At 27.1% G+C, this 23,437-nt stretch carries 22 protein-coding genes; 7 read left to right on the plus strand and 15 right to left on the minus strand.

The annotated features are described in order from the left end of the window. Positions 1-100: 100 nt before the first annotated feature. The 4 genes from PF569_02745 to PF569_02760 form a co-directional block, all read right to left on the minus strand. Positions 101-922, minus strand: coding sequence for a hypothetical protein (locus tag PF569_02745; GenBank protein MDA3855151.1), 822 nt, complete (start codon positions 920-922; stop codon positions 101-103). Between the two features lie 55 nt (positions 923-977). Next, on the minus strand, positions 978-1,511 hold the full coding sequence (locus PF569_02750; GenBank protein ID MDA3855152.1) for a hypothetical protein: 534 nt from the start codon (positions 1,509-1,511) through the stop codon (positions 978-980). A gap of 72 nt (positions 1,512-1,583) precedes the next feature. Continuing rightward, on the minus strand, positions 1,584-3,518 hold the full coding sequence (gene uvrB / locus PF569_02755) for an excinuclease ABC subunit UvrB (protein MDA3855153.1): 1,935 nt from the start codon (positions 3,516-3,518) through the stop codon (positions 1,584-1,586). 49 nt (positions 3,519-3,567) lie between these two features. Next, on the minus strand, positions 3,568-4,116 hold the full coding sequence (locus tag PF569_02760) for a hypothetical protein (GenBank protein MDA3855154.1): 549 nt from the start codon (positions 4,114-4,116) through the stop codon (positions 3,568-3,570). A gap of 168 nt (positions 4,117-4,284) precedes the next feature. On the opposite strand from PF569_02760, the gene PF569_02765 reads away from it, so the two are divergent. After that, complete coding sequence (locus PF569_02765; GenBank protein MDA3855155.1) at positions 4,285-5,634, plus strand: hypothetical protein; 1,350 nt, start codon at positions 4,285-4,287, stop codon at positions 5,632-5,634. Positions 5,635-5,683: 49 nt separating this feature from the next. Here the strand turns inward: PF569_02765 and PF569_02770 are convergent, their stop codons facing one another. The 5 genes from PF569_02770 to PF569_02790 all read right to left on the minus strand — a co-directional run bounded on the left by PF569_02770 (position 5,684) and on the right by PF569_02790 (position 10,510). Continuing rightward, positions 5,684-6,835, minus strand: a complete 1,152-nt coding sequence (locus PF569_02770; protein MDA3855156.1) for a hypothetical protein — start codon at positions 6,833-6,835, stop codon at positions 5,684-5,686. A gap of 44 nt (positions 6,836-6,879) precedes the next feature. Further along, positions 6,880-8,460, minus strand: coding sequence for an excinuclease ABC subunit UvrC (uvrC, locus tag PF569_02775; GenBank protein MDA3855157.1), 1,581 nt, complete (start codon positions 8,458-8,460; stop codon positions 6,880-6,882). A 34-nt stretch (positions 8,461-8,494) separates the two neighbouring features. Then, on the minus strand, positions 8,495-9,049 hold the full coding sequence (locus tag PF569_02780) for a hypothetical protein (GenBank protein ID MDA3855158.1): 555 nt from the start codon (positions 9,047-9,049) through the stop codon (positions 8,495-8,497). 74 nt (positions 9,050-9,123) lie between these two features. Further along, positions 9,124-9,588 (minus strand): 8-oxo-dGTP diphosphatase, encoded by a 465-nt coding sequence (locus PF569_02785; GenBank protein ID MDA3855159.1) that lies wholly within the window; start codon positions 9,586-9,588, stop codon positions 9,124-9,126. A gap of 34 nt (positions 9,589-9,622) precedes the next feature. Next, entirely contained in the window at positions 9,623-10,510 is an 888-nt protein-coding gene (locus PF569_02790; protein MDA3855160.1) for a mechanosensitive ion channel, read from the minus strand. A 109-nt stretch (positions 10,511-10,619) separates the two neighbouring features. Here PF569_02790 and PF569_02795 point away from each other — a divergent pair, with 109 nt between their 5' ends. From PF569_02795 to PF569_02810, 4 genes are all read left to right on the plus strand, one after another. Then, the gene (locus tag PF569_02795; GenBank protein ID MDA3855161.1) at positions 10,620-11,816 is read left to right on the plus strand and encodes a cation:proton antiporter; all 1,197 of its coding nucleotides are present in this window, start codon (positions 10,620-10,622) and stop codon (positions 11,814-11,816) included. A 96-nt stretch (positions 11,817-11,912) separates the two neighbouring features. Next, positions 11,913-12,170 carry a hypothetical protein gene (locus PF569_02800; protein MDA3855162.1) on the plus strand — a complete coding sequence of 86 codons (258 nt, stop codon included), beginning with the start codon at positions 11,913-11,915 and terminating at the stop codon, positions 12,168-12,170. A 1-nt stretch (position 12,171) separates the two neighbouring features. Beyond that, a complete protein-coding gene (locus tag PF569_02805; GenBank protein ID MDA3855163.1) occupies positions 12,172-12,717 on the plus strand; it encodes a hypothetical protein in 546 nt (181 codons plus the stop codon). 116 nt (positions 12,718-12,833) lie between these two features. Continuing rightward, positions 12,834-15,098, plus strand: coding sequence for a thrombospondin type-1 domain-containing protein (locus tag PF569_02810; GenBank protein MDA3855164.1), 2,265 nt, complete (start codon positions 12,834-12,836; stop codon positions 15,096-15,098). A gap of 21 nt (positions 15,099-15,119) precedes the next feature. Here PF569_02810 and uvrA read toward each other — a convergent pair whose 3' ends face one another. Further along, positions 15,120-17,996 (minus strand): excinuclease ABC subunit UvrA, encoded by a 2,877-nt coding sequence (uvrA, locus tag PF569_02815; GenBank protein MDA3855165.1) that lies wholly within the window; start codon positions 17,994-17,996, stop codon positions 15,120-15,122. 210 nt (positions 17,997-18,206) lie between these two features. Here uvrA and PF569_02820 point away from each other — a divergent pair, with 210 nt between their 5' ends. Beyond that, positions 18,207-19,541, plus strand: a complete 1,335-nt coding sequence (locus PF569_02820; protein ID MDA3855166.1) for an MATE family efflux transporter — start codon at positions 18,207-18,209, stop codon at positions 19,539-19,541. A gap of 38 nt (positions 19,542-19,579) precedes the next feature. Beyond that, positions 19,580-20,119 carry a hypothetical protein gene (locus PF569_02825; protein MDA3855167.1) on the plus strand — a complete coding sequence of 180 codons (540 nt, stop codon included), beginning with the start codon at positions 19,580-19,582 and terminating at the stop codon, positions 20,117-20,119. On the opposite strand, the gene PF569_02830 is transcribed toward PF569_02825, so the two are convergent. From PF569_02830 to PF569_02850, 5 genes are all read right to left on the minus strand, one after another. After that, on the minus strand, positions 20,114-20,941 hold the full coding sequence (locus tag PF569_02830; GenBank protein MDA3855168.1) for a TIGR00269 family protein: 828 nt from the start codon (positions 20,939-20,941) through the stop codon (positions 20,114-20,116). The two genes, PF569_02825 and PF569_02830, sit on opposite strands and share 6 nt — an antisense overlap. Before the next feature lie 150 nt (positions 20,942-21,091). Next, on the minus strand, positions 21,092-21,493 hold the full coding sequence (locus PF569_02835; protein ID MDA3855169.1) for a hypothetical protein: 402 nt from the start codon (positions 21,491-21,493) through the stop codon (positions 21,092-21,094). 62 nt (positions 21,494-21,555) lie between these two features. Continuing rightward, positions 21,556-22,131 carry a TATA-box-binding protein gene (locus PF569_02840; protein MDA3855170.1) on the minus strand — a complete coding sequence of 192 codons (576 nt, stop codon included), beginning with the start codon at positions 22,129-22,131 and terminating at the stop codon, positions 21,556-21,558. A 9-nt stretch (positions 22,132-22,140) separates the two neighbouring features. Further along, positions 22,141-22,419: a hypothetical protein gene (locus PF569_02845; GenBank protein MDA3855171.1), complete on the minus strand. Its 279-nt coding sequence runs from the start codon at positions 22,417-22,419 to the stop codon at positions 22,141-22,143. Between the two features lie 98 nt (positions 22,420-22,517). Beyond that, a complete protein-coding gene (locus PF569_02850; GenBank protein ID MDA3855172.1) occupies positions 22,518-23,435 on the minus strand; it encodes a magnesium transporter CorA family protein in 918 nt (305 codons plus the stop codon). Positions 23,436-23,437 lie beyond the last annotated feature (2 nt).

A 23,437-nucleotide genomic window follows, 5' to 3' on the forward strand; every position in this document is an offset into this window, starting at 1 on the left:
TCTTATTTAATTCTTGACGAAAAGAATTCTCGTGAGGAATTATTTGTTTTTGTACAAGTTTACGAATCATAATAATTAAAGAAATTTGAACTTTATAAATCTACTTCGGATAAAGCCTAAAATTTTTAGCGATAGCTATTTGATAATCTATAGAGTTATAATCAATAATATTTTTGATAGTCTTCATTTTAGAATTATTCATACTTTCTTCATCAATAGGATAACTATGAATCATTTGTTTATAGTTTTTATTTTTTCTTTCATTCCCTATATGAATTTTAACAAACTTTGTAGGTTTTTTATCTTTAGTAATTCCAATTTCTTCTTGAAATTTTAGATAGAAAAAGATTATACTTTCTGGACTAGTTATATACAAATGTCCAACTCCATTATTGAAACCTAGGATGTCAATAAGTTTGGGATTAATTTTAGGATAAAATTTTGAAGCATTCCCAGAACTATTAGAATTGTGTTTATCATAGTCTCTAGAAATAGAGATAGGATTAGAATAAACTTGGATTTTTTTCTTACCTATAGGTATATTAGGATTCAAAAAAACTAATTTGTCTTCTATTCTATAACTCTCTAACCATCCATTATTCTCTTTATCCAATAAAATATTGTCTAATTTATCATTTTGTCTTATAAAATCAAGTTTTAAGTTAATATTTTTCATTAATAACAATTTCACAGTATCAGACTCTAAGTAGCATTCCATATTATCAAAAAAGTTTTCAGCATCATTTGGGAGAGTTTTATATCCATGAATTCTAATCTCATTTTCTATAAGTTCTGGAGCTGAATTGATTTTTTTACTTTTATTTATTAAAGCTTGATAGAAATAAGGGTATAATTTCAATATCTCATCAAGATCCTCAGACCTAGATAATTTATTAAACATTGAAGTTAATGTTAAGTTCATATTTAATACTACTATCTAGTGATTTATAAAGTTTAATCTCAAATTTACTTAAAGATTATCTTACAATATATCCTTTTTTTTGGAAAAAAACTTTAAAGTCCTTTTTAGTATATCTCAAATCAACAAAATTAACATCACCATTAAATTCTTCTTTGATTGAATTAATTGTTTCTTGTTTTGAGGGATTTCTATAAAGTGGCATAAATAAGAGAATCCCACCACTATTATTTCCAAATAATTGTTTTGAAGCTTCAAGAACAAATGGCATTTTTTTTTTATATCCATTCAAATTTTGAGATTTTACTTCAACAACATAATTTATTCCATCATGACAAATTAGATCATCGAATTCAAATTTTAGAATTCCTTCACCTTTTCTAACATGAATGCTCCCTCCTTCATTCTCTTCTAGATATAATCTTTTTTTATTTGGTTCTGCAGTTCTTATTTTCTGTAGAAAATTACACCTATTAAGCCATTCTCTAACATATTCTTCAACAAAAAGAGATTTATTTAATGTTTCATCTTTAAGCATTAGACTCTCAGTAATAGGAATTTCATCAAATCTAATTCTTTCTCTTTCTATCATATCAATAAGATTCATATTAAACTTCGAAATTATAAGATTTATAAGTTATCACTAGAAAGGAAAAACTTATCACTATTTATTGATATATTCTTCTTCTCTCTTCAAATCTTCAACTGTATCTCTTAACTCAATTGCTTTTTCAAAATCTAGATCTTGAGCAGCTTTCTTCATATCAGCTTCTAAATTGATAATCTTTTTATGTAAATCATCTTTAGACATATGTTTTACTCCTCTAATCTCTCGAGTCTTCTTTGCAACATTTTTAATAATTGTTTGTGGAGTGATTTTATGTTCTTTATTATATTGAATTTGTGTTTCTCTCCTATTTTTAGTTTTTTGCATTGCTCTTTGTATGGAACCTGTAATATTGTCCGCATAAAGAATTACTTTACCCTTCGAATTTCTAGCAGCCCTACCAATAGTTTGAATAAGACTTCTCTCATCACGCAAAAATCCTTCTTTATCTGCATCTAAAATTGTAACAAGCGCAACTTCAGGAATATCAAGACCTTCTCTTAAAAGATTAATTCCAATTAAAACATCAAAATCTCTTGAACGCAATTGACGAATAAGTTCAATTCTATCAAGAGAATCAATATCAGAATGCATATATCTAACTTTAATTCCTTCTTTTGCTAAGTAATTTGTCAAATCTTCAGCCATACGCTTAGTCAAAGTTGTAACTAAAGTTCTAAATCCTTCATTTGCAGTTTTTTTAATCTCTGAAATCAAATCTTTAATCTGTCCTTCAATTGGTCTTACTTCAACTTCAGGATCATGAAGTCCTGTAGGTCTAATAAGTAATTCAACTATCTGTCCTGAATTTTCAATTTCATATTGAGCTGGAGTTGCAGAAACAAAAACTGTATGTTTAAAATATTTCTCAAACTCATGAAATTTAAGTGGACGATTATCAAATGCAGAAGGTAACCTGAATCCATAATCAATTAAGTTTTTTTTACGAGAATAATCGCCCTTATACATAGCATTAGATTGTGGAATAGTTTGATGAGACTCATCAATAATTAATAAAAAATCATCTCCAAAATAATCAAGCAAAACATGGGGAGGAGTCCCTGATTTTCTTCCATCAAAATATTTAGAATAATTTTCAATTCCGGTACAGTATCCCATTTCTTCAATCATCTCTAAATCAAACTTAACTTTCTGTTTAAGTCTTTGCGCTTCAAGTTCTTTTAATTCACCAACTCTTTCATTTAGTTCTTCTTTAATAAAAGAAATAGCTTTTTTCTGTTTTTCTTCAGGTATAACAAATTGCTTTGAAGGATAAATTTTAATTTCATCAATTCTTTGTAGTTTATCTCCTGTTACTTTATCAATCTCAAAAATATTCTCAATTGTCTCTCCAAACATCTCAACTCGAAGTAATTGTTCATCATAAATTGGAAAAATATCTAAAACATCTCCACGAACTCTAAAATTTCCTGGTGCAATAATCTTATCATTTCTAACATATTGCATTCCTATTAATCCTTCAATAATTTTCTTTCTAGGAATATTATCTCCAATATTTAATTTAATAGATAAATTCTGATAATCTTCAGGATTTCCTGCACCATAAATACAAGAAATTGATGCAACAATAATTACATCATCTCGAGATAAAACTGAAGCCATTGCTCTTAGTCTAAGCTTTTCGATCTCTTCATTAACTGTTGCCTCTTTTTCGATATAAGTATCACTTGTAGGAATATAACTCTCTGGTTGATAATAATCATAATAAGAAATAAAATATTCAACTCTATTCTCTGGAAAAAGTTCCTTTAATTCTTGATAAAGTTGAGCTGCAAGAATTTTATTATGAGCAAGAACAAGTGTTGGTTTTTGAACTCTCTCAATCAAATTAGCCATAACAAAAGTTTTCCCACTACCTGTAATTCCTAAAAGAGTCTGTATAGGAAACTTAGAATATCCTTCAACAAGTTTAGAAATTGCTTCAGGTTGTCCTCCTGCAGGTTTGTAATTTGAGACTAACTTAAACTTCATAATAATTTAAAGTAGAGCAGAGATTATAAATATAATGAAATTAACTCTTTCAATAAATCAAATCCTTAATATCATCAAGATAATTAATTATTTCATCTTTAATCAAATCTACTTCATTATACTTCATATCTTCTCCAAGCATTTCTACAATAGTATAATCTTTAAGTGATTTATTCTTTAAATAAGTTTTAAGTTCATCATGAAACATTGCAGGGTCTCCAGTTTTTTGAATAAATAGAGTAGGATACTCATAATTAAAAAACCAATCATCTATTTTAAAATCATTAAGTCTTGCCCAAACAATTGGAACTCCTAAAAATATGCATCTTTTAGGATTAATTTTCCCTTCATAAATTCCTTTAAGAGTTAGAGCAACACCTGCCGTTTTTGCAAAAATAACATAATCTTGATTACAATTATTTAATATAGTTATCAATCTATCTAATTCCAAATCTAAATCGATACTCTTATTTTTATGTTTCCAGTGTTCATATTTTAGAAAAATAATATTGTCATATTTATCAGATAGGGAAAATCTAACTTTCTCAATCCACTCACAATTACTAGGACTATTCCCAGGCAAAAGTACTAATTTCATAAAAAATACAAAAGAACTTAATTTATAAGTTTACTTAATGTATCTTTATCAACATTTTATCTTAAAAAATTACTCAGTTCCGCTAAGTTCCGCACTTATCCGGAGAATCTTTATATATAGTTCCAACCAGAATTAAATATTCGAATAGTGATTCGAAAGGTGATTAAAATGGATACAATAAAAATGTTTAGAGCAATCCTGGTATCATTTATGTTGGTATTTGCTGTAGTTCCTGCAGCTGTATTTTCAGCAGATGATAATTTAACAGGTGTAAATGATTCATTAGATAATTCTGATGATGAAGGTATTTTTAATGACTCTTTAGATTCTTCAATAAATGAAACTGAATATGAAGAAGAATTAGAAGATGAAACTGAAGTTGAAGATTCAGATAATGATTTGATTATATTATCAAGTGATATAGGTGCAAAAGTTAGACTACTTCAATTAAAAGATACAATTGAAGATAAAGTAGAAGATGCACAATTAATAATTGTAGAATTAGATGATAGTAATTCAACTCAAATAAATCTAAGTAATTTAGAAGATATAGTTGCTCAATTAGATAGTTTATTAGTTGAAATAGATTCATTAGATCTAAATCAATCTGCAGACATTTTAGCTCAAGAATTTGTTGCCATTAAAGATGAAGCTATTGATTTAATTAAACAATTTAGAGAAGAAATTTCGGATTTAGATGAACAAAGTAAAGCCTCAACTAGAGCAAGAATTGAAGTAAGAGAAAGAGAAAGAGTATCTTATGATGATAACTCTGAAATTGAAGCTCTAAAAATACAATACAATGCAGAAAGAGTAAATGAAGTACTTAGTAGACTAGGTATTGATGGTTCAGACATTGTAGCTCAAGTAGAGGACGGTAATATGAATGTTGGAGATGCTGTATCTGAAATTGTAAAAAGATTTAGTGCTTTAAGTGACGATGAAAAAATAAACACTTTACTTAAATTTAGAGAAGATAAAGCTAAAATAAAAGTAGATCTAAAAGATAAAGAAAGTGATTTGAAAGTTAAAGTTGAAGCTAAAAAGGATGAACTAAGAGTCAAATATGAAGAAAGAAGTAGTTACTCCTTTGAAGATTCAGACGAATTAGAAATTGAAGTAGAATTTGAACATGGTTTCGCAAAAGTTGAAATTGAATCAGATGATTTCAAAACTAAATTCAGATTACCTACAACAGATTTAGATGAAGTAATTGATGAAATAATGTCAAGAACTGATTTATCTAAAGATGAAATTGAAATGGTTTTAGATGTCAAATCTGATGAAGATGAATCTGATGATGATTCAGACGAAGACTCAGATGATGACTCTAACGAATATAGAGATAGAGACTCTCAAGATAATAATCGTGGAAGCGGGATATTTGATAGGGATAGAGATAGAATTAATGAAGACGAAGAAGAAGACTCAGATGATGATGATTCAGACGAAGATTCAGACGAAGATTCAGATGAAGACTCAGATGATGATTCAGATGATGATTTAGATCTTAATTAATTATATTACATTTTTTTAAAGAAAGATTAATAATTCTGAAATTGGGGAATTACTTTGATTCTTCAATATCATGTTTAAAAACAATATCATAATCTATTCTATTTTCCAAATAATGATTAATTTTATTTTCTATTTCAGATAACCTATCTTCGAATAAATCTACATTACTTACTTGTGAATGTTTTTCAATAGAATTATATGCATCACATATGCTACGAGTAAAAATGGTTAGGTCTTTTTGTTTATATTTACCTCTAGAAGTATTAGCAAGTTCTAATACGCCCTTTTCAAGATATTTAATCTCGTCTTCGATATTTCCTAATTTATTAGCACACATAGAACATCTAATATAAGTCTCTTTACTATTATCACCACTTTCTATTGCCTTTTTTAAAAATTTAGAAGAATTTTTGAAATCTCCTATTTTGAAATAGCTTCTACCAACTAAACTTAAATGAATTGGATGTTCATTGCCCATTTTATAACTTTTAAGAAGGTAAGTTAAAGCTCTTTTGTTTTTACTTTTGATATTTGATTTCAAGTAAGATTTACCAATTCTAGTATTATTGTATTCAGACTTATCTCCAAATTGTTTTTTTAATCTTAAAAGTGGAATTATTTTTCTATAATTTTTTTCATCAATTTTTTCAATAATTGAATTTATTTCTTCAATTTTCGTATATTTTTCAATGTTTTTTTTGTATTCATAACCTTTACTAGATTTTCCTAAACTATAACATATATGTGAAATAAGTTCTGCATTCCTTGGATTGTAAAATCCAAACTTATCTGCTTCAAGTAAATTATTAAGGCCTTTATGTAGGATTTTCTTTTTAAAATTATTTGGTACAAGTTTACTTTTAGATAAACTATATCTACTAAAACCTAATTCTGAAAGCCAATTAGGTGAATTTCTCTTATTAACAATACCTTCTGATAATCCATATGATAAAAAAACGAACTTAGCAATTAAACCAAATTTATCATTTCCTGATAAATTACTGGTCATTTTATTCCATTCTCGAAAATTATATTTGAATGGGTCTCTTCTAAGACCATTTGCTGCAAGTATTTTAAAAATTTGATTATCGTTATTAAAATCCGCTCCTAGTTCTTTTCTAAGAAATTCATTAATCTTTACATCCAATGAAGACAGAGTGTTTTTAGTCCTAACTTTGTCTAGGTTTTTTGTTATGAGCATTTAGTTTATGATAGTATTAAGTATTTTATAAACTTAAGTAAGGTCTATTTATTCATCTCATCTCTAAGTCTCATTTCCCTTTTCTTACGATTATAAGTAATAACAAATCTATGAACTTCATCTCTAACACTTCTAATAAAAAGCATCATCTCAGAATTTTTATCAAATTTTAAACTATCATTTCTTCCAAGCATAAAAATTTCTTCTTCTTTTTTAGCAAGAGAAATAATTGGAATTATTAATTTAAGTTCTTTCAAACTCTCAACTGAAGCACTAAGTTGTCCTTTTCCTCCATCTATTATAATCAAATCAGGATAAGTTAAATTTTTATCTTTCAATTTTTTATACCTTCTATAAACAACTTCTTTCATTGAAGCAAAATCATCATTTTTCCCACTAAAACTTTTAATTTCAAATTTTCGATACTCTGTTTTATTAGGTTTTCCATCAACAAATTGAACCATAGCACCAACAAGGAAATCTTTACCTAGGTTTGACATATCAAAACATTCAATAACTTTAGGGATTTTTAGTAAATTCAATTTCTCTTTAATGTCTTTCAAAATTTTATTTTCTAAAACATTTAACTTTGCATTTTTTTCTACAAGTTTAACAAGTTTAAGTTTGTCACCTTTTTGAGGAAAATTAATGGTAACTTTTGAACCTCTATTCTTAGCTAAATATTCTTCAAATAAATTTACATCTTCTAACTCAGTATTAATAATTACTTCTTTAGGTACAGAATTTTGAGAATAGTACATCTTAATGAAACTCTCAAATAATTCTTCATCATACTCAAATCTAAAAGTCTTCTTTCCAGAAATAACTCCTTTTGAAATATTAAAAAGTTCGATAACTGCTCTATCTGAATTATGAAGCATTACAATTACATCCTGATCATATCCTTTAATTAAATCTACATTCTGTTTTTCCTTTAAATGATTAATTGCTTCAATATGTCTCTTCTTCTCTGCAGCAAGCTCATATTTTTGCACATTTATGGCTTCGTGCATTTCTTTATTTAAGAGTTTTAGGACTTTAGATGTATTATTTCCATTGAGAAAGTTTTTTACATCCTCTAATCGCTTTAGATATATTTCTCTATCAACTTTATCAATTGAAGGTGCAGGAGCAAGTCCAATATCATAATTAAGTTGAGATCTTGTTGAATAAGTAGTATTAGTAATCATACCAAAAATTTCTACGACTAATCTTATTAGTTCTCTTCTGGAAGTTCCATCGACATATGGTCCAAAATAAATACCTTTTTTAGTAACTTTTCTAGCGCTAATAATTTTAGGTATATTATCTTCAGTTATTTTAATATATGCATATGTTTTCGAGTCTTTCAAATTAATATTATATTTAGGTTTATTCTTTTTAATTAGTTTATTTTCAAGCAAAAGTGCTTCAAGTTCATTATCTACAATAATAAATTCCAAATCATAAATATTCCTTACAAGGAACTGCGTTTTGGGTGAGTTTTTGTGGTCTGAACTAAAATAAGACTTTACTCTATTTTTAAGATTCTTAGCTTTACCAATATAAATAATATGTTCAAATTTATCTTTAAATAAATAAACTCCTGGATTCTTAGGTAAAGACTTAAGTTTCTCTTTTAACATAGAAAGAATTAGTTATTGTTTTTTATAAATGTAATTAAGACTCATATACACTAATTTTCTTTTTTTGGTAACAAACAATATAAGTATCATAAATATTGTCAATGATTTTATTCTTCAAGCTTTTTAATAAGATTTGACCCCTTATAACATCTTTTTGTAATTCTTTTTGGGCTATCTCTTCTCCTGCTTGGTATCTTATAGTTTCAAAATGTTTCTTGGCTCTTTTACTTATTTGGTATTCAATAATCTTTTTTTCTTTCTCAATTGTACTCTCAATTAGAATATCTAATGTTTCTTTAAATGTATCTGTAGATATCTCGAAATTCGAATAAAAATCATAATTTGATTGAAATTCAGTCAAAATTGCTTCAACTAGTGGCTGTAGTCTTAATGCATATTCTAATCTAATTTCATTTTCAAATTGAGCTTTATCATATCCTCTGCTTCTAAAAGCTAGCAGGCTAGATGAAATATCTTCACTCAATTCAACAATTTCTCTTAAATTCTTTAGATTTTGATAAAAAATAGTATCTCTAGGTTTTTTATTGATTTCCTTTGATAAAACTATTTCAACAAAATCTAGTTCCATAAAATTTTTGAAAGTTTAACCTTAATAAACATTCCTTAGAACAAACTTGTGCTAACAGATTTATTCAATTAACTTTAGTAAAACTCAACTTCATAATCTATTAACTTTTTTCCATCATAATTAAATTTTGAAGAAAAAATTTCTGGCTTTTCAAACCATTTCATAAAAATATAATCTCCTTCATTTAAAGGCAAGTCTAATAATTTGTCATCATCTATCCATTCTAATTCTCCTTCACGACTATTTTTAATCAATTCACCATCGAATTTATCAACAATATATACAAAAACATACCAATCATTTCCTCCACCAAAGCAATTTGGAAAAGTAAGAAAACCTTTTAATTTTATTGATTTAACAACAAGTCCTGATTCTTCAAAAAGTTCTCTTTTAGCGCATTCTTCAGGACTCTCTCCTTCATCAAATTTCCCTCCCAAACCATTATACATTCCTTCATGCATATCATTCTCTTTCTTATTTCTATGCATCATCAAAGTTTGATTATTTTTTTTAACATAAATAAGAGTTGCAAGTTTTATCATAAATAATTAAGATTTAGGTTTTTTATAAAATTTAGTCTTTCTTAATTGCAAGTAAATTTTCAAAAACATAGTTCTTAATTGATTCTTCTATCTTATAGTTGTATTTTGTAACCAAAATATCAAATGCTAATGTGAAGTTTTCGTTATCAGTTTTATCAATCTTCATTTTAATTGAAGAATTGTTGCTTATCAAGTCCTTAAATTCATTATAAATACTCTCCAATATTTTCTCTTTATTTTTTTGATAATTCGAAAATCTCTCTAATGGTAGATTTACATCAAATTTAATGTTTTTAATAGAACCTTTAGTATAATTAATAATCTCTCTAGATATAACAATAGTATTTGGAATATAAACATAATCACCATTATCAGTTTTTAATTCAATATTCTTAAAAGTAAGATTACTAACTTTTCCTTTAAAATCACCAATCTTAATATAATCTTTCAATCTAACCTCATCTGAAAACATAATTAAAATACCATTCATAAAGTTAGAGATATAATCTTTAAATATCAAAACAAAGGCTACTGCTACTAAACTTATTGTTGTAAGTAAGTCTTTCAAATTTATAACAAAAGTATTAATGAATATCAGTACAAATATGAAATGATTCAAAAAGAATGAAATGCTATTGATTCCTAATGTAAAATTGTCAGAATGATCTTGTGATAATTTATTCCTTCTTAAATATAAGTAAATAATTGTTAATCTACTCATATTAAATATAAGGTTTAATAAAATATAATAAAAAATCACATCTACAATTTTATAAAAAAGAATATCATTTATGATGAAAGGTTCATAATAAACTCTAAATAATAATAATATAATTAAAAAAAAAACTCTTAAATAGACTGAACCAAATGATCTCTTACTAAAAAACTTAGATATTTTATTTTTTAATCCTGTAAACATAGAGTACTTAATCATCTATTCTTTTTAAATCTTATTTATCGCTTTACAAATACTATGAAAGAATATTATTTCAGAAAGATTTATAATCCTTCTTTAGTCTTAAATATTTATGGTAGGTATTGATCCAATTTTACCCTTATTGGTAGAAATAACACTAATTATTTTGATAATGGGATTCTTATTAAAATTATTAAAATTACCTTATGTAATAGGATATATTTTAGCAGGTTTAATTATAGGCCCTTATGGCCTTAAAGTTGTAACTGATGTTGAAATAATTTCTCTTTTAGGTTCAATGGGTGTAGTTATTCTATTGTTTTTTGTAGGTATGGAAATTTCTTTAAAAGATATAATCGATTCATGGAAATATGCTCTAGTTGGAACTTTAATTCAAGTAGGAGGAAGTGTTTTAATCATGTATGGAGTTGGACATTTCTTTAGTTGGCCAATAAATCGTATAATCTTATTAGGATTTATAATTAGTCTTTCAAGTACTGCTGTAGTATTAAAAATCTTAGGAGATTTAAAAGAGAAAAACTCGAAAATTTCAAAGCATGTGATTAGTATACTTTTATTTCAAGATATTATTATAGTTCCAATGATTATTATATTGGGTTTTTTAGGTGGTACCGAAGTTTCATATAAAGAGATAATGCTTCAGATAATTGGAGGAATATTAATTATAGGGTTCTTAGCATACTTGATTAAAGTAGGTAAGATAAATTTAAAATTTTTAAAATATATTAAGGATGATAAGGAAATGGAGATATTTGCATCATTTATTCTTTGTTTTGGTTTTGCTTTAATTACTGGCTTATTCGGACTCTCAGTTGCTCTTGGTGCTTTTATTGCAGGAATAGTTATCTCAGTATCTAAAGAAACTAAATGGGTTAAAGAGAGTTTAGAACCATTTTATGTAGTATTTGTTGCCATATTCTTTATATCTATTGGAATGCTTTTAAATTTAGATTTTATTAAAACAAACTATAAAACAATTATGATTATTGTATTTATCGCATTTTTCATTAATACCTTAATTAATTATATTGTTCTAAGAGCTCTAGGAAATACTAAAATTGAGAGCATGTATGGAGGAGTATTATTGTCTCAGATAGGAGAATTTAGTTTTGTTCTTGCAGCATTAGGAATTAGTGCAGGAATCATTAGTGATTTTTCATATGATATGACAATTTCAATTATTTCATTAACTCTTTTACTTAGCCCATTTTATATATTAATCTTTAGTAAATTGAGGAAAAAATTTCATATTAAAAATTCCAAAAAAACATTGAAAAATTCAAATTAATTTTTTAATATTTAGGTTTATTATAAAATTAACTTTATTAATTTAGAAATAAATATAGTAACAAATCATTATAAGTATTTTACTTTGTAAATGACTATGAAATCTAAAAATAAATCAATATTAGCAATAATAAGTTTATTCATCATACTATTTATGAGTATGTTTTTATATGCAGATGTAAATGGTGTTTGGCATAGAGCAGAAGATATTCGAGGAGGAATCTTTGGTTTAGATCAAGACGAAGCGCCTACTGATTATCAATTCATCAATCCAGTTGATTTTGATGATGAAATTACTGTTACTACAATTAAAAGTAGTAATGGGAATGGTAATGTTGTAATTCAACTAGGTTAGAATGGATAATTCAATTGATAAGAAAGAATTAATATTGATAATTTTAATTGTCATTATTAGTATATTTTTTCTAATTTTTTTAATATTTAATTCTAATCAATTAAATAACATTAAAGAAGTTGAATTTGATTCAAATAATATTGAAAAAGAATTAACTTTTCAAGAAGCAATAGCAAGCAATGATGTTTCAAATTGTGATTATGTTGTAGAAAAGAATCTAATCGAGAGTTGTAAATTAGAATTAATTGAATGTAATGATGATGCTTGTTATTTTGACAAGGCTCGTTATAAAATGGATGAACAACTATGTTTTAATATTGATGATGAAGATCAAAGCGCAGGTTGTTCTGCCTCCATTAAAATTTCTGATATAAAACAACGAGCTGTTTTAGAAGATGATATTCAGATTTGTGAAGAATTTGAAAATCTTGAAACAATAAATTTTTGCAGAGACAATTATTATATTGCTAGTCGTTATAATAAAGATGATTTAAGTTTTTGTAATAGTATTTTAAATGAGGTGATAAAAAATGAATGTCTTAAATAAAATTTTCATTATTATTAATTTTATTATTAAATATAAGTCTAGTTTTTAGTTTCGATGTCTGTAATGTAAATATATTAGAACCTTGGTTTGTAGTAACTGATAGTTCAGGTAATGATGTGTTTATTGTTGATAACAATGGTGATATTTATTTTGAAGGTCAAGATCATATTTTAAACAATGCAAATAGTGAAGAAAGTTTCAAAGTTGGTTCAGCATTTTTTAATAGTGTAACTAGTAATTTTAATTCATTTTCACAAGATTTAGGTAGTCTTCCTATTTCAACTAATAGTTTAATAATCAAATCCAATTTAGGAATAGATGTTTCATCCTTTGATGAAAATGGAAATATTTATACGCTTGGCCAAGGAGTTTATGAGAATTCTCAGGCTAATTGTCTAGTTGATGGGAACTATTGTAATGGTGATATAAGAGAAAACCGTGATTATTTTTGTGACATAACTGGTTCAAAAACGGGTTTTTGTGATTATAGTGTATTATCTAGTGAAGATTGTAGTACAAGACTAAGTACTGATACTGAGAGTGGAATTGACAAATTTATTCCAGGTACAGTAACTGATTTTATTACATGTTCTGGTAGTTCTTGTACTTTTGTTCTTCATAGTGATTCATGTACTAGTGGAACTGATTTAGTTGATTATTATAATTCTGGTTCAAGTGTCAGTTCAACAAACTTTGATTGTAGTGATGATGATCATTACTATTGTAGTGGTTTAAATCGTTATGAAGAAATCAATTTATGTGGTAGTGGAGCATGTGATGGTGGGACTAATTATTTTGTTGAAACTTGCGTTACTCCTACAACTATTCTAGGTAGTTGGAATAGTTGTATTGATTGGGATACCAAAGCTAGAACAAATATAGAATTTAGTGCAACTTGTTCTGCTTCTGGCTGTGGTCAAACAAGTTCTAATGTTGCTGAAACTCAAGATTGTAATAGTGGCAATTATTGTAGTGGTGGTAGTTGTTTACCTATTGTAAATTGTGTAGGTTCTTGGAGTGATACTAGCACTTGTAGTGTAAGTTGTGGAGGAGGAGTAAAAGAACAAGTTTACTCAATCACTACACCTGCTTCTCTTGGTGGTTCTTCTTGTCCTTATGTTGATGGTGCAACAAGATTGGGAACTACTAGTTGTAATACTCAATCTTGTTGTGTAAGTCATGATTATAGAGCATGTAGTGGCGGATTATCTGTTATGAATGATATTTATTGGTATGATAGTTGTGGGGTAAAAGAAGAAATGATTAAAGATTGTTCTCCAACTTTTTGTCTTTATGATCATGGCATTCCAATTTGTAAGGAAGAAGGTTCAACGCCATATTTATTTAGTGGAGTAAATAATGATTATTATATTGAGAATGATGTATTATCTACATATTTTGATCAATATTATGAAAACTCAAAATCTTGGTATGAAGAAGATTCAGGAGATAAACAAGTATACACTTTAACTGATTACTATGAAATGAGATTAAATCCAACAATTGAAGATGAAGGAGTAAAATTATTATTAAAAGAAATTGAACCCGAAGAGTCTCATATTGATGAAGTTAAATTATTAAGAACAATTTATAATGAAAATGCAGAACTAATAATTGATCATGAAGAGAATAGTATTAAAATTGTAGACGAAGAATTATTAGAAAATAAAATTTTATCCTGTAATCTCAATGAAGAAACTTGTTTTGAGGAAATTATAGAAACTGATTCTAAATTCATCTCAGTAGATGCTGGTAATGAAATTGAAATTGAATTAGATATTTCAGAATTAAAAGATAAAGAAGTTTACTTAATCATAAATAGTTGGGGTCATGTACCTATGAAAAATCAATTAGAACCTCTAGAAGCATATTCTGAAGCTTCAATTAGAACTATGTTTGATTTAGGTAATGGTGAATATGAGATATTAAAAGATATTCATCCAAGAACAATTGAATCTAATCACTATTTATATATTGGTGACATAATTGATGAAGCTCAAAATGATAAACTAAGTATGAAATTATTATTTACTCAATCTCATAATTTAGATTCAGTTCAAATGATGATTGTTGATGAAAAACCTTTTGTTCAAGAAGAATTATCATTAATTAAAGCAGAACATTCAAAAGATGGTAATGTGTTATTTAATTTATTAAATAAAGATAATATGTATGCTCATACAGTTAGAGGAGATGAGATTGAAATGTTATTTAGTAAACCTAAATTAGATTTAAAAGAAGGCGAAAAGGAAACTTTCGTATTTGTATCTTCTGGATTCTATCATGGATTAAGAACTTATTTATATCCTGATGTAAATCCTGAAAATGATTATTTACCAGAAATCGAGAAATATGTAGAAGAATTAAATAAATTAAATTAATTTTTACTTTAATAAAATTAATTAAAACATTTCTTTCAAGAATTTCCCTGTATGAGATTTCTTATTCTTAGTGATTTCTTTTGGAGTACCAATTGCAATAATTTCTCCTCCTCCATCTCCTCCTTCATACCCCAAATCTATAACATAATCTGAGCACTTAATAACATCTAAATTATGTTCTATTATGTAAATAGAATTTCCCTTATCAACAAGCCTATTAATAACTCCAATTAATTTATTTACATCTTCAAAATGAAGCCCAGTTGTAGGTTCATCCAAGATATAAATTGTATGACCTTTCTTGAATTTCGCAAGTTCTTTTGTAAGTTTAATTCTTTGAGATTCACCACCGGATAAAGTAGTTGATGCTTGACCTAATTTAATATAACCTAATCCAACATCAAATAGAGTTTGAATTTTTCTATTAATCGAAGAATGATTCTCAAAAAAAGGAAGAGCTGTCTCAACATCCATATCTAAAATCTCAGCAATATTTTTCCCTTTATATAAAATTTCAAGAGTGTCTTTATTATATCTCTTACCTCTGCAAGTCTCACACTCAACATAAACATCTGGCAAGAAATTCATCTCAATTTTAATCATACCATCTCCAGAGCAAGTCTCACATCTACCACCTTTAACATTAAAAGAGAACCTTCCTTGTTTGTATCCTCGAGCTTTAGATTCTTTTAAATTGGAGAATATAGTTCTAATATCATCAAACACTTTAACATAAGTAGCAGGATTAGACCTTGGAGTTTTCCCAATTGGGGACTGATCAATTACAATAATATTTTGAGCATCTTCAGGAACAATTATTTTCTCATGTTCTCCCATATTCTCATAAACTTGCCCAAAATGTTTCTTTAAAGCAGGCATTAAAGTTTGAGTAATTAAACTAGATTTTCCTGACCCAGAAACTCCTGTAATTGAACACAGAATCTTGGTAGGTAATTTAACATCAACATTTTTCAAATTATTCTCTTTAGCTCCATAAATTTCAATGTAATCTTTAATTTCTCTTAGTCTTTCAGGAACAGCAATCTTCTTCTTTCCTGATAAATACTCTCCAGTTAAACTCTTAGGATTTTTAGCAATTTCATTAGGCGTTCCTGCTGCAACAATATGGCCTCCATGAACTCCTGCTCCTGGACCAATATCTATAACATAATCTGCTGCTCTAATAGTTTCTTCATCATGCTCAACAACAATTAAAGTATTTCCAACATCACGAAGTCTATGCAGAGTTCCAATTAATTTTTCATTATCTCTTTGATGAAGTCCAATTGAAGGCTCATCCAAAATATACAAAACTCCCATTAAATTAGAACCAATTTGTGTTGCAAGTCTAATTCTTTGAGCCTCTCCACCTGATAAAGTTCCCGCTCTTCTAGACAAAGTTAGATAACCTAATCCAACATTAAATAAAAATGATAATCTCTCATTAATTTCTTTTAGAATTTGTTTTGCAATAAATTTTTCTTTATCACTAAGCGTTGATTCAAGATTTAAGAAAAATTCTACAGCATTTTTAATACTCAAGTCAGTAATTCCAATAATAGATTTATCACTAACTTTAACACTCAAAATTGTATCTTTTAATCTCTTGCCTAAGCAAGTAGGGCATCCTGATGAGATCATAAATTTTTCAATAGCAACCTTTCTCCAATCTGAATCCGTTTGTTTGTATAAACGATTAGTTTGAGGTATGATTCCTTCCCAACCTTTCTCCATATCCATATTGGCTCCATTAGACCATGTTCCGTTAATTGGTTCATCTGTTCCATAAAGCAATATTTCTAGTTGCTTTTCAGAAAAATTTTCAATAGGAGTCCAAACATCAAATTTAAATTTTTTACCAACTACTGCAAGTTGTTGAGCTCTCCATGATAAATCCATCTTACCATAAACTGAAATCGCGTTCTCCATTATATTCAATGATTTATCAGGAATAACAAGGTCTGCAGAGATTTCCATTTGTTGACCTAAACCTAAACAAGTAGGGCAAGCACCAAAAGGCGAATTGAATGAAAAATGTCTTGGCTCAAGTTCTTCAAAAACAACTTCAGGATGATTAGGGCAAGCTCCAAAAGTTGAGTATAGAGTTTCTCCAAAACCTCTTTGTAATTCTTTCTTTGCAGACTTATTACTTACTTTTAATTTTTCTTCTTCTTCAATATCTAAAATAACTACAGTTCCTTTACCAAATTTTAGTGCCTGTTCAACACTATCAGTAATCCTTTGTCTTTCATCATCACTAACAATAATTCTATCAACGACAGCTTCGATGTAGTGTTTTTCATATCTAACAAGTTTCACTTCATCTTTAACTGAATCTAAATCATAAATTGACCCATCAACTCTAACTCTAGAAAATCCTTCTTTTTTTAAATCATCAAAAACTTTCTCATAAGTTCCTTTAAGACCACGAACAATTGGAGATAAAATTATAATCTTTTTACCTATATCAGAAAGAACTAAATTAACAATATTCTCAGCACTTTGTGGTTTAATTGAGCTATTACACTTTGGACAATAAGAAGTTCCAACTCTTGCAAAAAGGAGTCTTAAATAATCATAAATTTCAGTTACTGTTCCAACAGTTGAACGCGGATTTTTCGAAGTAGTTTTCTGTTCAATAGAAATAGCAGGACTTAAACCTTCAATACTATCTAAATCTGGTTTTTTCATAAGTCCTAAAAATTGTCTTGCATAAGCACTCAAAGATTCAACATATCGTCTTTGTCCTTCAGCATAAATTGTATCAAATGCAAGTGTTGATTTTCCTGATCCTGAAATTCCTGTAATTACAATGAATTTATCTCTTGGAAATTCTATATTGATATTCTTCAAATTGTGTTCTCTAGCTCCTTTTACAATAATATTTTTAGTTGTCATTTTCCTACTATGTATAAAAATGAAGAAATTCCCTTAGAATTTCTAGACAAAGCAGAACTATGTTCTTTACTTTGTGTCATTTTTGTTATAAATTCTATGAAAGAATTAAGCTCTATAAATACTAGCTACTTTATATTTATAAATATAGGGTTTGTTATTCGAACTTCAATCAAAAAACTTTATATATCAAAATCCATAATTTATAATATAGTGAAAAATGAATCAAGTTTTTTAGGAAAAGAAAAAGTATCAAAACTTTTATTTAAACTCTCAATGCCTTCTGTAGTTGCAATGGTTGTAATGAGTCTTTTTCAAATTGTAGATACAATATATGTTAGTCGAGGTATAGGTTCATTAGGAATAGCAGGAATCACTATTGGATTTCCTATTATAATGTTTTTAATGGCAATTGCTCAGATGTTTGGAGTAGGAGTGTCTTCAATAGTATCAAGGGCTCTTGGGTCAAATGATTTAGAAAAGGCTAAGCAAACTATAGGTAATTATATATCAATAATGTTTCTAACAAGTCTTTTCTTCATAATATTAGGAAATTATTTTATCGACCCAATGCTATATTTCTTTGGAGCAACTCCAGACATATTTCCATATGCAAAAGATTATCTACAAATATTATTTTATGGTATATTTTTTTTGATGTTTGCAATGTCAGCAAATAATATAATTAGAGCTCAAGGTCATGCAAAAATCTCAATGGGAGTTATGCTCTCATCAGCTCTTGCAAACATTATTATAACACCTATTTTTATATTTGGATTGGATATGGGAATGAAAGGTGCAGCATATGGTACTATTATTTCATATTTGTTTTCAAGTCTAGGAGTAATTATTTATTATTTTAGTGATTATAATAGTATTAAACTTTCATTTAAAGATTTAAAATTCAATAAGATTATAATCTCAGAGACAATTGCAATTGGATTATCTTCATTTGCTCGTCAAGTATCTATGGCTATAATGATTCTAGTAGTAAATAACTTATTAGTAATATATGGAACAAATACAACTATTGCAGCATATGGAATTATTACTAGAGTTATGATGTTTTTAGTAATGCCTATGTTTGGAATGGTTTTGGGAATGCAGCCAATTGTAGGATATAATCATGGAGCTAAAAAACCTCAAAGAGTTATTGAAGCAATTAAACTTTCATCATATTCAGTCTCTTTAGTTGGATTATTTTCATTTAGTATAATAATGTTATTCCCAAATTTTGTAGCATCACTTTTTACATCAGATATTCAACTACTAGAGGCTACTGCATCAATACTGAGAACTGTATTCTTGGTATTTCCAATTGTTGGAATATATTTAATCGCAGGAGGAGTATATCAATCACTAGGTAAAGTAAAACCAGCATTATTAATATCTCTACTAAGGCAAGTAATACTATTTATTCCTTTAGTAATCATTTTTTCATATTATTTTGGTCTAGCTGGAATTTGGTTTGCATTTCCTATATCTGATTTAATTGCAGGAATAGTTGCAATATTCTTTTTAAGAAAAGAGACTCAAGCAGTTCTATAAATCAAAACTTTTATTAATTCTTTTCTTTATTATCATTTATGCAAGGACATTATTTTGATATAGAAACTTATTCTCCTGGTGAATTCCCAAACCCTGAAACGGATAAGATTATAACAATTCAATTCCAGAAATTTGATTTAAAAACTGGAGAAAAGATAGGAAAATTACAAATTCTAAAAGAATGGGAAGATGGTGAAGAAGAGATAGTAAAATTCATACATAAATGGTTCTTTACAAGAAATCCTTGGCAATTCATTCCAGTAGGATTCAATTTATTATATGAGTGGAAATTTCTATCAGTAAAATTCAAAAAATACAATCTAGAAACATTTGATGTAGGCCACTATCTTGAGAAATATCCTCAAGTGGATTTAAAATTCTTAGCAATAATAAAAAGAGGTGAATTTGTAGGCGCATCACTCTCATCAATTTCATCAAAAGAAGAAGATGGAAGCGTAATTGCTGGATATTACGAGAATAAAGAATACAATAAAATATTAAACTACATTGAAATAGAAACAAATGGGTTCATAGAACTATACAACAAAATATCTAAAAATATTGATGAGATTTTATAATTTCAAAATTTTCTCTTGCATCTCGCAAGTATTACAAACTTTTCTTTGTGAAGGCTCACTACATTTACTACAATAAGAGACTCCAGAGCCTTCCTCATCAATGAATTTCTCCTTTAGCTTGTCTTGTACTTCAAGATAGAATTTAACTGCTGAAGACTTAACTCCTTTATGTTCATCTTCTAACTTATTAATCATTTCACCGATATTTGCTCTAAAAGAACCTCTCGCATAAGGACACTCATCATAACCAACATCAAAACCTTTAAGAACAGTATATAATCGAATCTCCTTCTCAGACATTAAGTATAGTGGTTTAACTCTAGGAATAAATTTATCATCTGAAACAACCCCGTTATGGGGTCCTAAACGAGTCAAAATCTTAAAATTATTCTTAAAAATATTAAGTAGAATAGATTGCGCCTCATCATCTAAATTATGTCCTGTAACAACTTTTGTTGCTCCTAATTCACGAGCTCCAGTATTAAGTGCTGTTCTTCTAAAAGTTCCACAAGTATTGCAAGGAGAAATATTTGTATTTTCTAATTTTTTAACACTCTCATCAACAGTTAATCCGAATTGTTCTTTATATGAATTGATATGTAATTCAACACCCAAATTAGAACAAAAATCTTTTAGAAATTCAAGAGTATGTTCTCTATAATCTGCAATACCCTCATCAATTGCTAATGCAGTAATATTTTTTTGCAAATTTACTTTAGATAAATATTTATGTGTAAGATACAAAACAGTAATTGAATCTTTTCCGCCAGAAACTGCAACAACTAATTTATCATTAACATCAAAAAGTTCAAATTTTCGCATAGTTTTGAAAACTTTGCCTTCAAAATACTTGATGAAACAGAGTTTACACAATGTCTTATTAGGTAATTTAAATACGGGGTTCTCAATACATCTAGTGCAAGCCATAATAGAAATAATTAAAAGTTATTTATAAAATTAAAGAAAAAACACTTAACCTAATTTCATAATATACTGAAGATTATCTTTAAATGTATATTTTAAGTCTTCAGGAATCTTTTCAAAGAAATCTCTATATAAATTTCTTAGTTCTATTAAGTATTTTTGAGAATCTATATCATTAGGTTTTTTAGTTAATTCATCACAAAATTGTAAATGAAATTTTAACAATTTTAGATATTCTTCAAAATAAGGTTTAATTTCATTTACATTTATGTATACATTTGGATTTTTGAAAAACACTCTCTCTTCATTTGTAAATAAACGACTTAAAATGTCTCTTATTGGAGTAAATGTAATTAAATATGTATTTGTTTTTGAAGATTCATATTCATTAATTGCATTTGCAAGTCCAATAATTAGTTTATTAAATAGGCCTTCGGCTTTATTTTCCATAATTATCTTAGAAAAAAATACTTTATAAAGTTATTTATAAAATTAAAGAAAAAATATATATTTTATTTGGCTTCTTCTATTTCTTTGTAATTCTTCACATCATGCTTCTTAAGAATAATTAACAAGTTCTTAATTGCAATATGTACATCTTTATCGGATTTAGTACCAGTACAAACAATCTTTCCGTTTCCAAAAATTAAAAATGTTGCTCCAGTCTCATCATGAATTTTAAATACTAAACCTGGGAATTGTTCAGGTTCATACTCTACATTAGTTAATTTAATTGCAATCTCATTTAAATCAAGTTTCATGTTAATATCTGAAGATGCTACAATATTTTCAACCCTAACTTTAGGTTTAATTGTAATAGTAATATCAACTTTCTTCATATATTCAATTAATTTTTGGATAGCTAATTCAACTTCTTCAAGTGACTTAGTTCCTGTACATACAACTTTACCTGATGAAAAAATTAGAAAAGAGGCCTTAGGCTCTCTAATTTTCATAATTAATCCTGGGAATTGTTCAGGATTATACTCTGTGTTTGGCAGATCCATAATTAATCTCTCTAAAGGAATTTTGTGATCTAGAGAAGTTGAAATCACAACATTTACAATTTTCGTATTTAGTTCGCTCATTTTTTTGTTTTACCCAAATGCTCTACTCATTGCTTCAACAATAACATCACCAATCTCTTCAAGCTCTTTTAATTGTTCTTCTAATGCTTCAGAACCACAATTTTCATTTACGCTTAAATTAATTTTAACAGCTTTCAAACCAAAACCAACTTCATGTTCTTCAACTGAGTTAATTTTAACTGATTCATCATATGCCAAAACTGTTTCTTTAGTCACTTTCTCTAATTGAGAATACTCTACTTCGCCGTCTTCAGGCATTACTCTATATGTTACTATCATCATTGCCATTTTTTTAATAAATTTGTTTTACTTATAAATGGTTTATAAAGGGGTATTTATAAAGCTTACGATTTCTAAAGTTTTTTATGGAAATAAATATAGACAATTTAATATTTGAAAACTCCCATTTTTTTAAATAAATAAAGAAAACTAACAATAATAACAAACATTAATAATAATATATAATAAAAGATAAATGGATTTTGTGAAAGTGGAATATTCACATTCATACCATACAAAGAACCAATTACTGCAGGAATATTTAATAAAATTGTTGCAATAGTAAGAAATGTAATATTTTTATTTAATCTATTTGAAAGTATACTTGAATAAAAACTTCTAATATTTGTAATAGACTTAAGTGAATTCTTACAAATGTGCATACCTTCTTCTGTTTCAACTATGAGATCTTTAAGAAGCATACTATCTTCTTGAAATAATTTAAACTTTTTAGGTATTTTAAAGAATAAATTATTCGAATAATTATAATTAGAAATAAGTTCACTTAAAAATTCTTCATATCTTAATAAATTTTCTAAGTCTTTTTGTCTAATTTCTTTTCTTGCATTTTTAATTTTATTTACTTCTTTAACAATTTTTAAAACAGAATCTTGTGTATTATTTATCAATATCTCCAAGATATATAAGAGTGTTCGAATTTTTTGAGTTGTAATAATATTTACTTTCTCATCAAAAATTTCTTTTAAAATTTTCTTTTCTTTAGGAAGAATAGTCATAATAAAATTTTTCCCAATAATTGTTAGCATAGTGTAGAGTTTAAGATCAAAGATATCTACATATTTAGAATATATATATGAATTATCATGAATATCATAATCTACTCTTGGAAGTTCATTCTCATCTAAACACTCTTCTAATAATTCAATATCAAGTTGGTACTTTTCACTTAATTCATTCAATTCATGTTTTGAAGGTTTAACTACATATATCCAAGAACCTTTTGAGAATTCATCATACTTTTGTAATTTTTTATTAGTTATAGTATTTTTATAGAATTCAATCATAT

Source organism: Candidatus Woesearchaeota archaeon, from assembly GCA_027858315.1.
Taxonomy (GTDB): Archaea; Nanobdellota; Nanobdellia; order Woesearchaeales; family UBA583; genus UBA583.

Coding starts and splice junctions, on each gene's coding strand:
- PF569_02745 (MDA3855151.1), bottom strand. CDS start 922: ATGAACTTAACATTAACTTCAATGTTTAATAAATTATCTAGGTCTGAG.
- PF569_02750 (MDA3855152.1), bottom strand. CDS start 1,511: ATGATAGAAAGAGAAAGAATTAGATTTGATGAAATTCCTATTACTGAG.
- uvrB (MDA3855153.1), bottom strand. CDS start 3,518: ATGAAGTTTAAGTTAGTCTCAAATTACAAACCTGCAGGAGGACAACCT.
- PF569_02760 (MDA3855154.1), bottom strand. CDS start 4,116: ATGAAATTAGTACTTTTGCCTGGGAATAGTCCTAGTAATTGTGAGTGG.
- PF569_02765 (MDA3855155.1), top strand. CDS start 4,285: ATGGATACAATAAAAATGTTTAGAGCAATCCTGGTATCATTTATGTTG.
- PF569_02770 (MDA3855156.1), bottom strand. CDS start 6,835: ATGCTCATAACAAAAAACCTAGACAAAGTTAGGACTAAAAACACTCTG.
- uvrC (MDA3855157.1), bottom strand. CDS start 8,460: ATGTTAAAAGAGAAACTTAAGTCTTTACCTAAGAATCCAGGAGTTTAT.
- PF569_02780 (MDA3855158.1), bottom strand. CDS start 9,049: ATGGAACTAGATTTTGTTGAAATAGTTTTATCAAAGGAAATCAATAAA.
- PF569_02790 (MDA3855160.1), bottom strand. CDS start 10,510: ATGTTTACAGGATTAAAAAATAAAATATCTAAGTTTTTTAGTAAGAGA.
- PF569_02795 (MDA3855161.1), top strand. CDS start 10,620: ATGGTAGGTATTGATCCAATTTTACCCTTATTGGTAGAAATAACACTA.
- PF569_02800 (MDA3855162.1), top strand. CDS start 11,913: ATGAAATCTAAAAATAAATCAATATTAGCAATAATAAGTTTATTCATC.
- PF569_02805 (MDA3855163.1), top strand. CDS start 12,172: ATGGATAATTCAATTGATAAGAAAGAATTAATATTGATAATTTTAATT.
- uvrA (MDA3855165.1), bottom strand. CDS start 17,996: ATGACAACTAAAAATATTATTGTAAAAGGAGCTAGAGAACACAATTTG.
- PF569_02825 (MDA3855167.1), top strand. CDS start 19,580: ATGCAAGGACATTATTTTGATATAGAAACTTATTCTCCTGGTGAATTC.
- PF569_02830 (MDA3855168.1), bottom strand. CDS start 20,941: ATGCGAAAATTTGAACTTTTTGATGTTAATGATAAATTAGTTGTTGCA.
- PF569_02835 (MDA3855169.1), bottom strand. CDS start 21,493: ATGGAAAATAAAGCCGAAGGCCTATTTAATAAACTAATTATTGGACTT.
- PF569_02840 (MDA3855170.1), bottom strand. CDS start 22,131: ATGAGCGAACTAAATACGAAAATTGTAAATGTTGTGATTTCAACTTCT.
- PF569_02845 (MDA3855171.1), bottom strand. CDS start 22,419: ATGGCAATGATGATAGTAACATATAGAGTAATGCCTGAAGACGGCGAA.
- PF569_02850 (MDA3855172.1), bottom strand. CDS start 23,435: ATGATTGAATTCTATAAAAATACTATAACTAATAAAAAATTACAAAAG.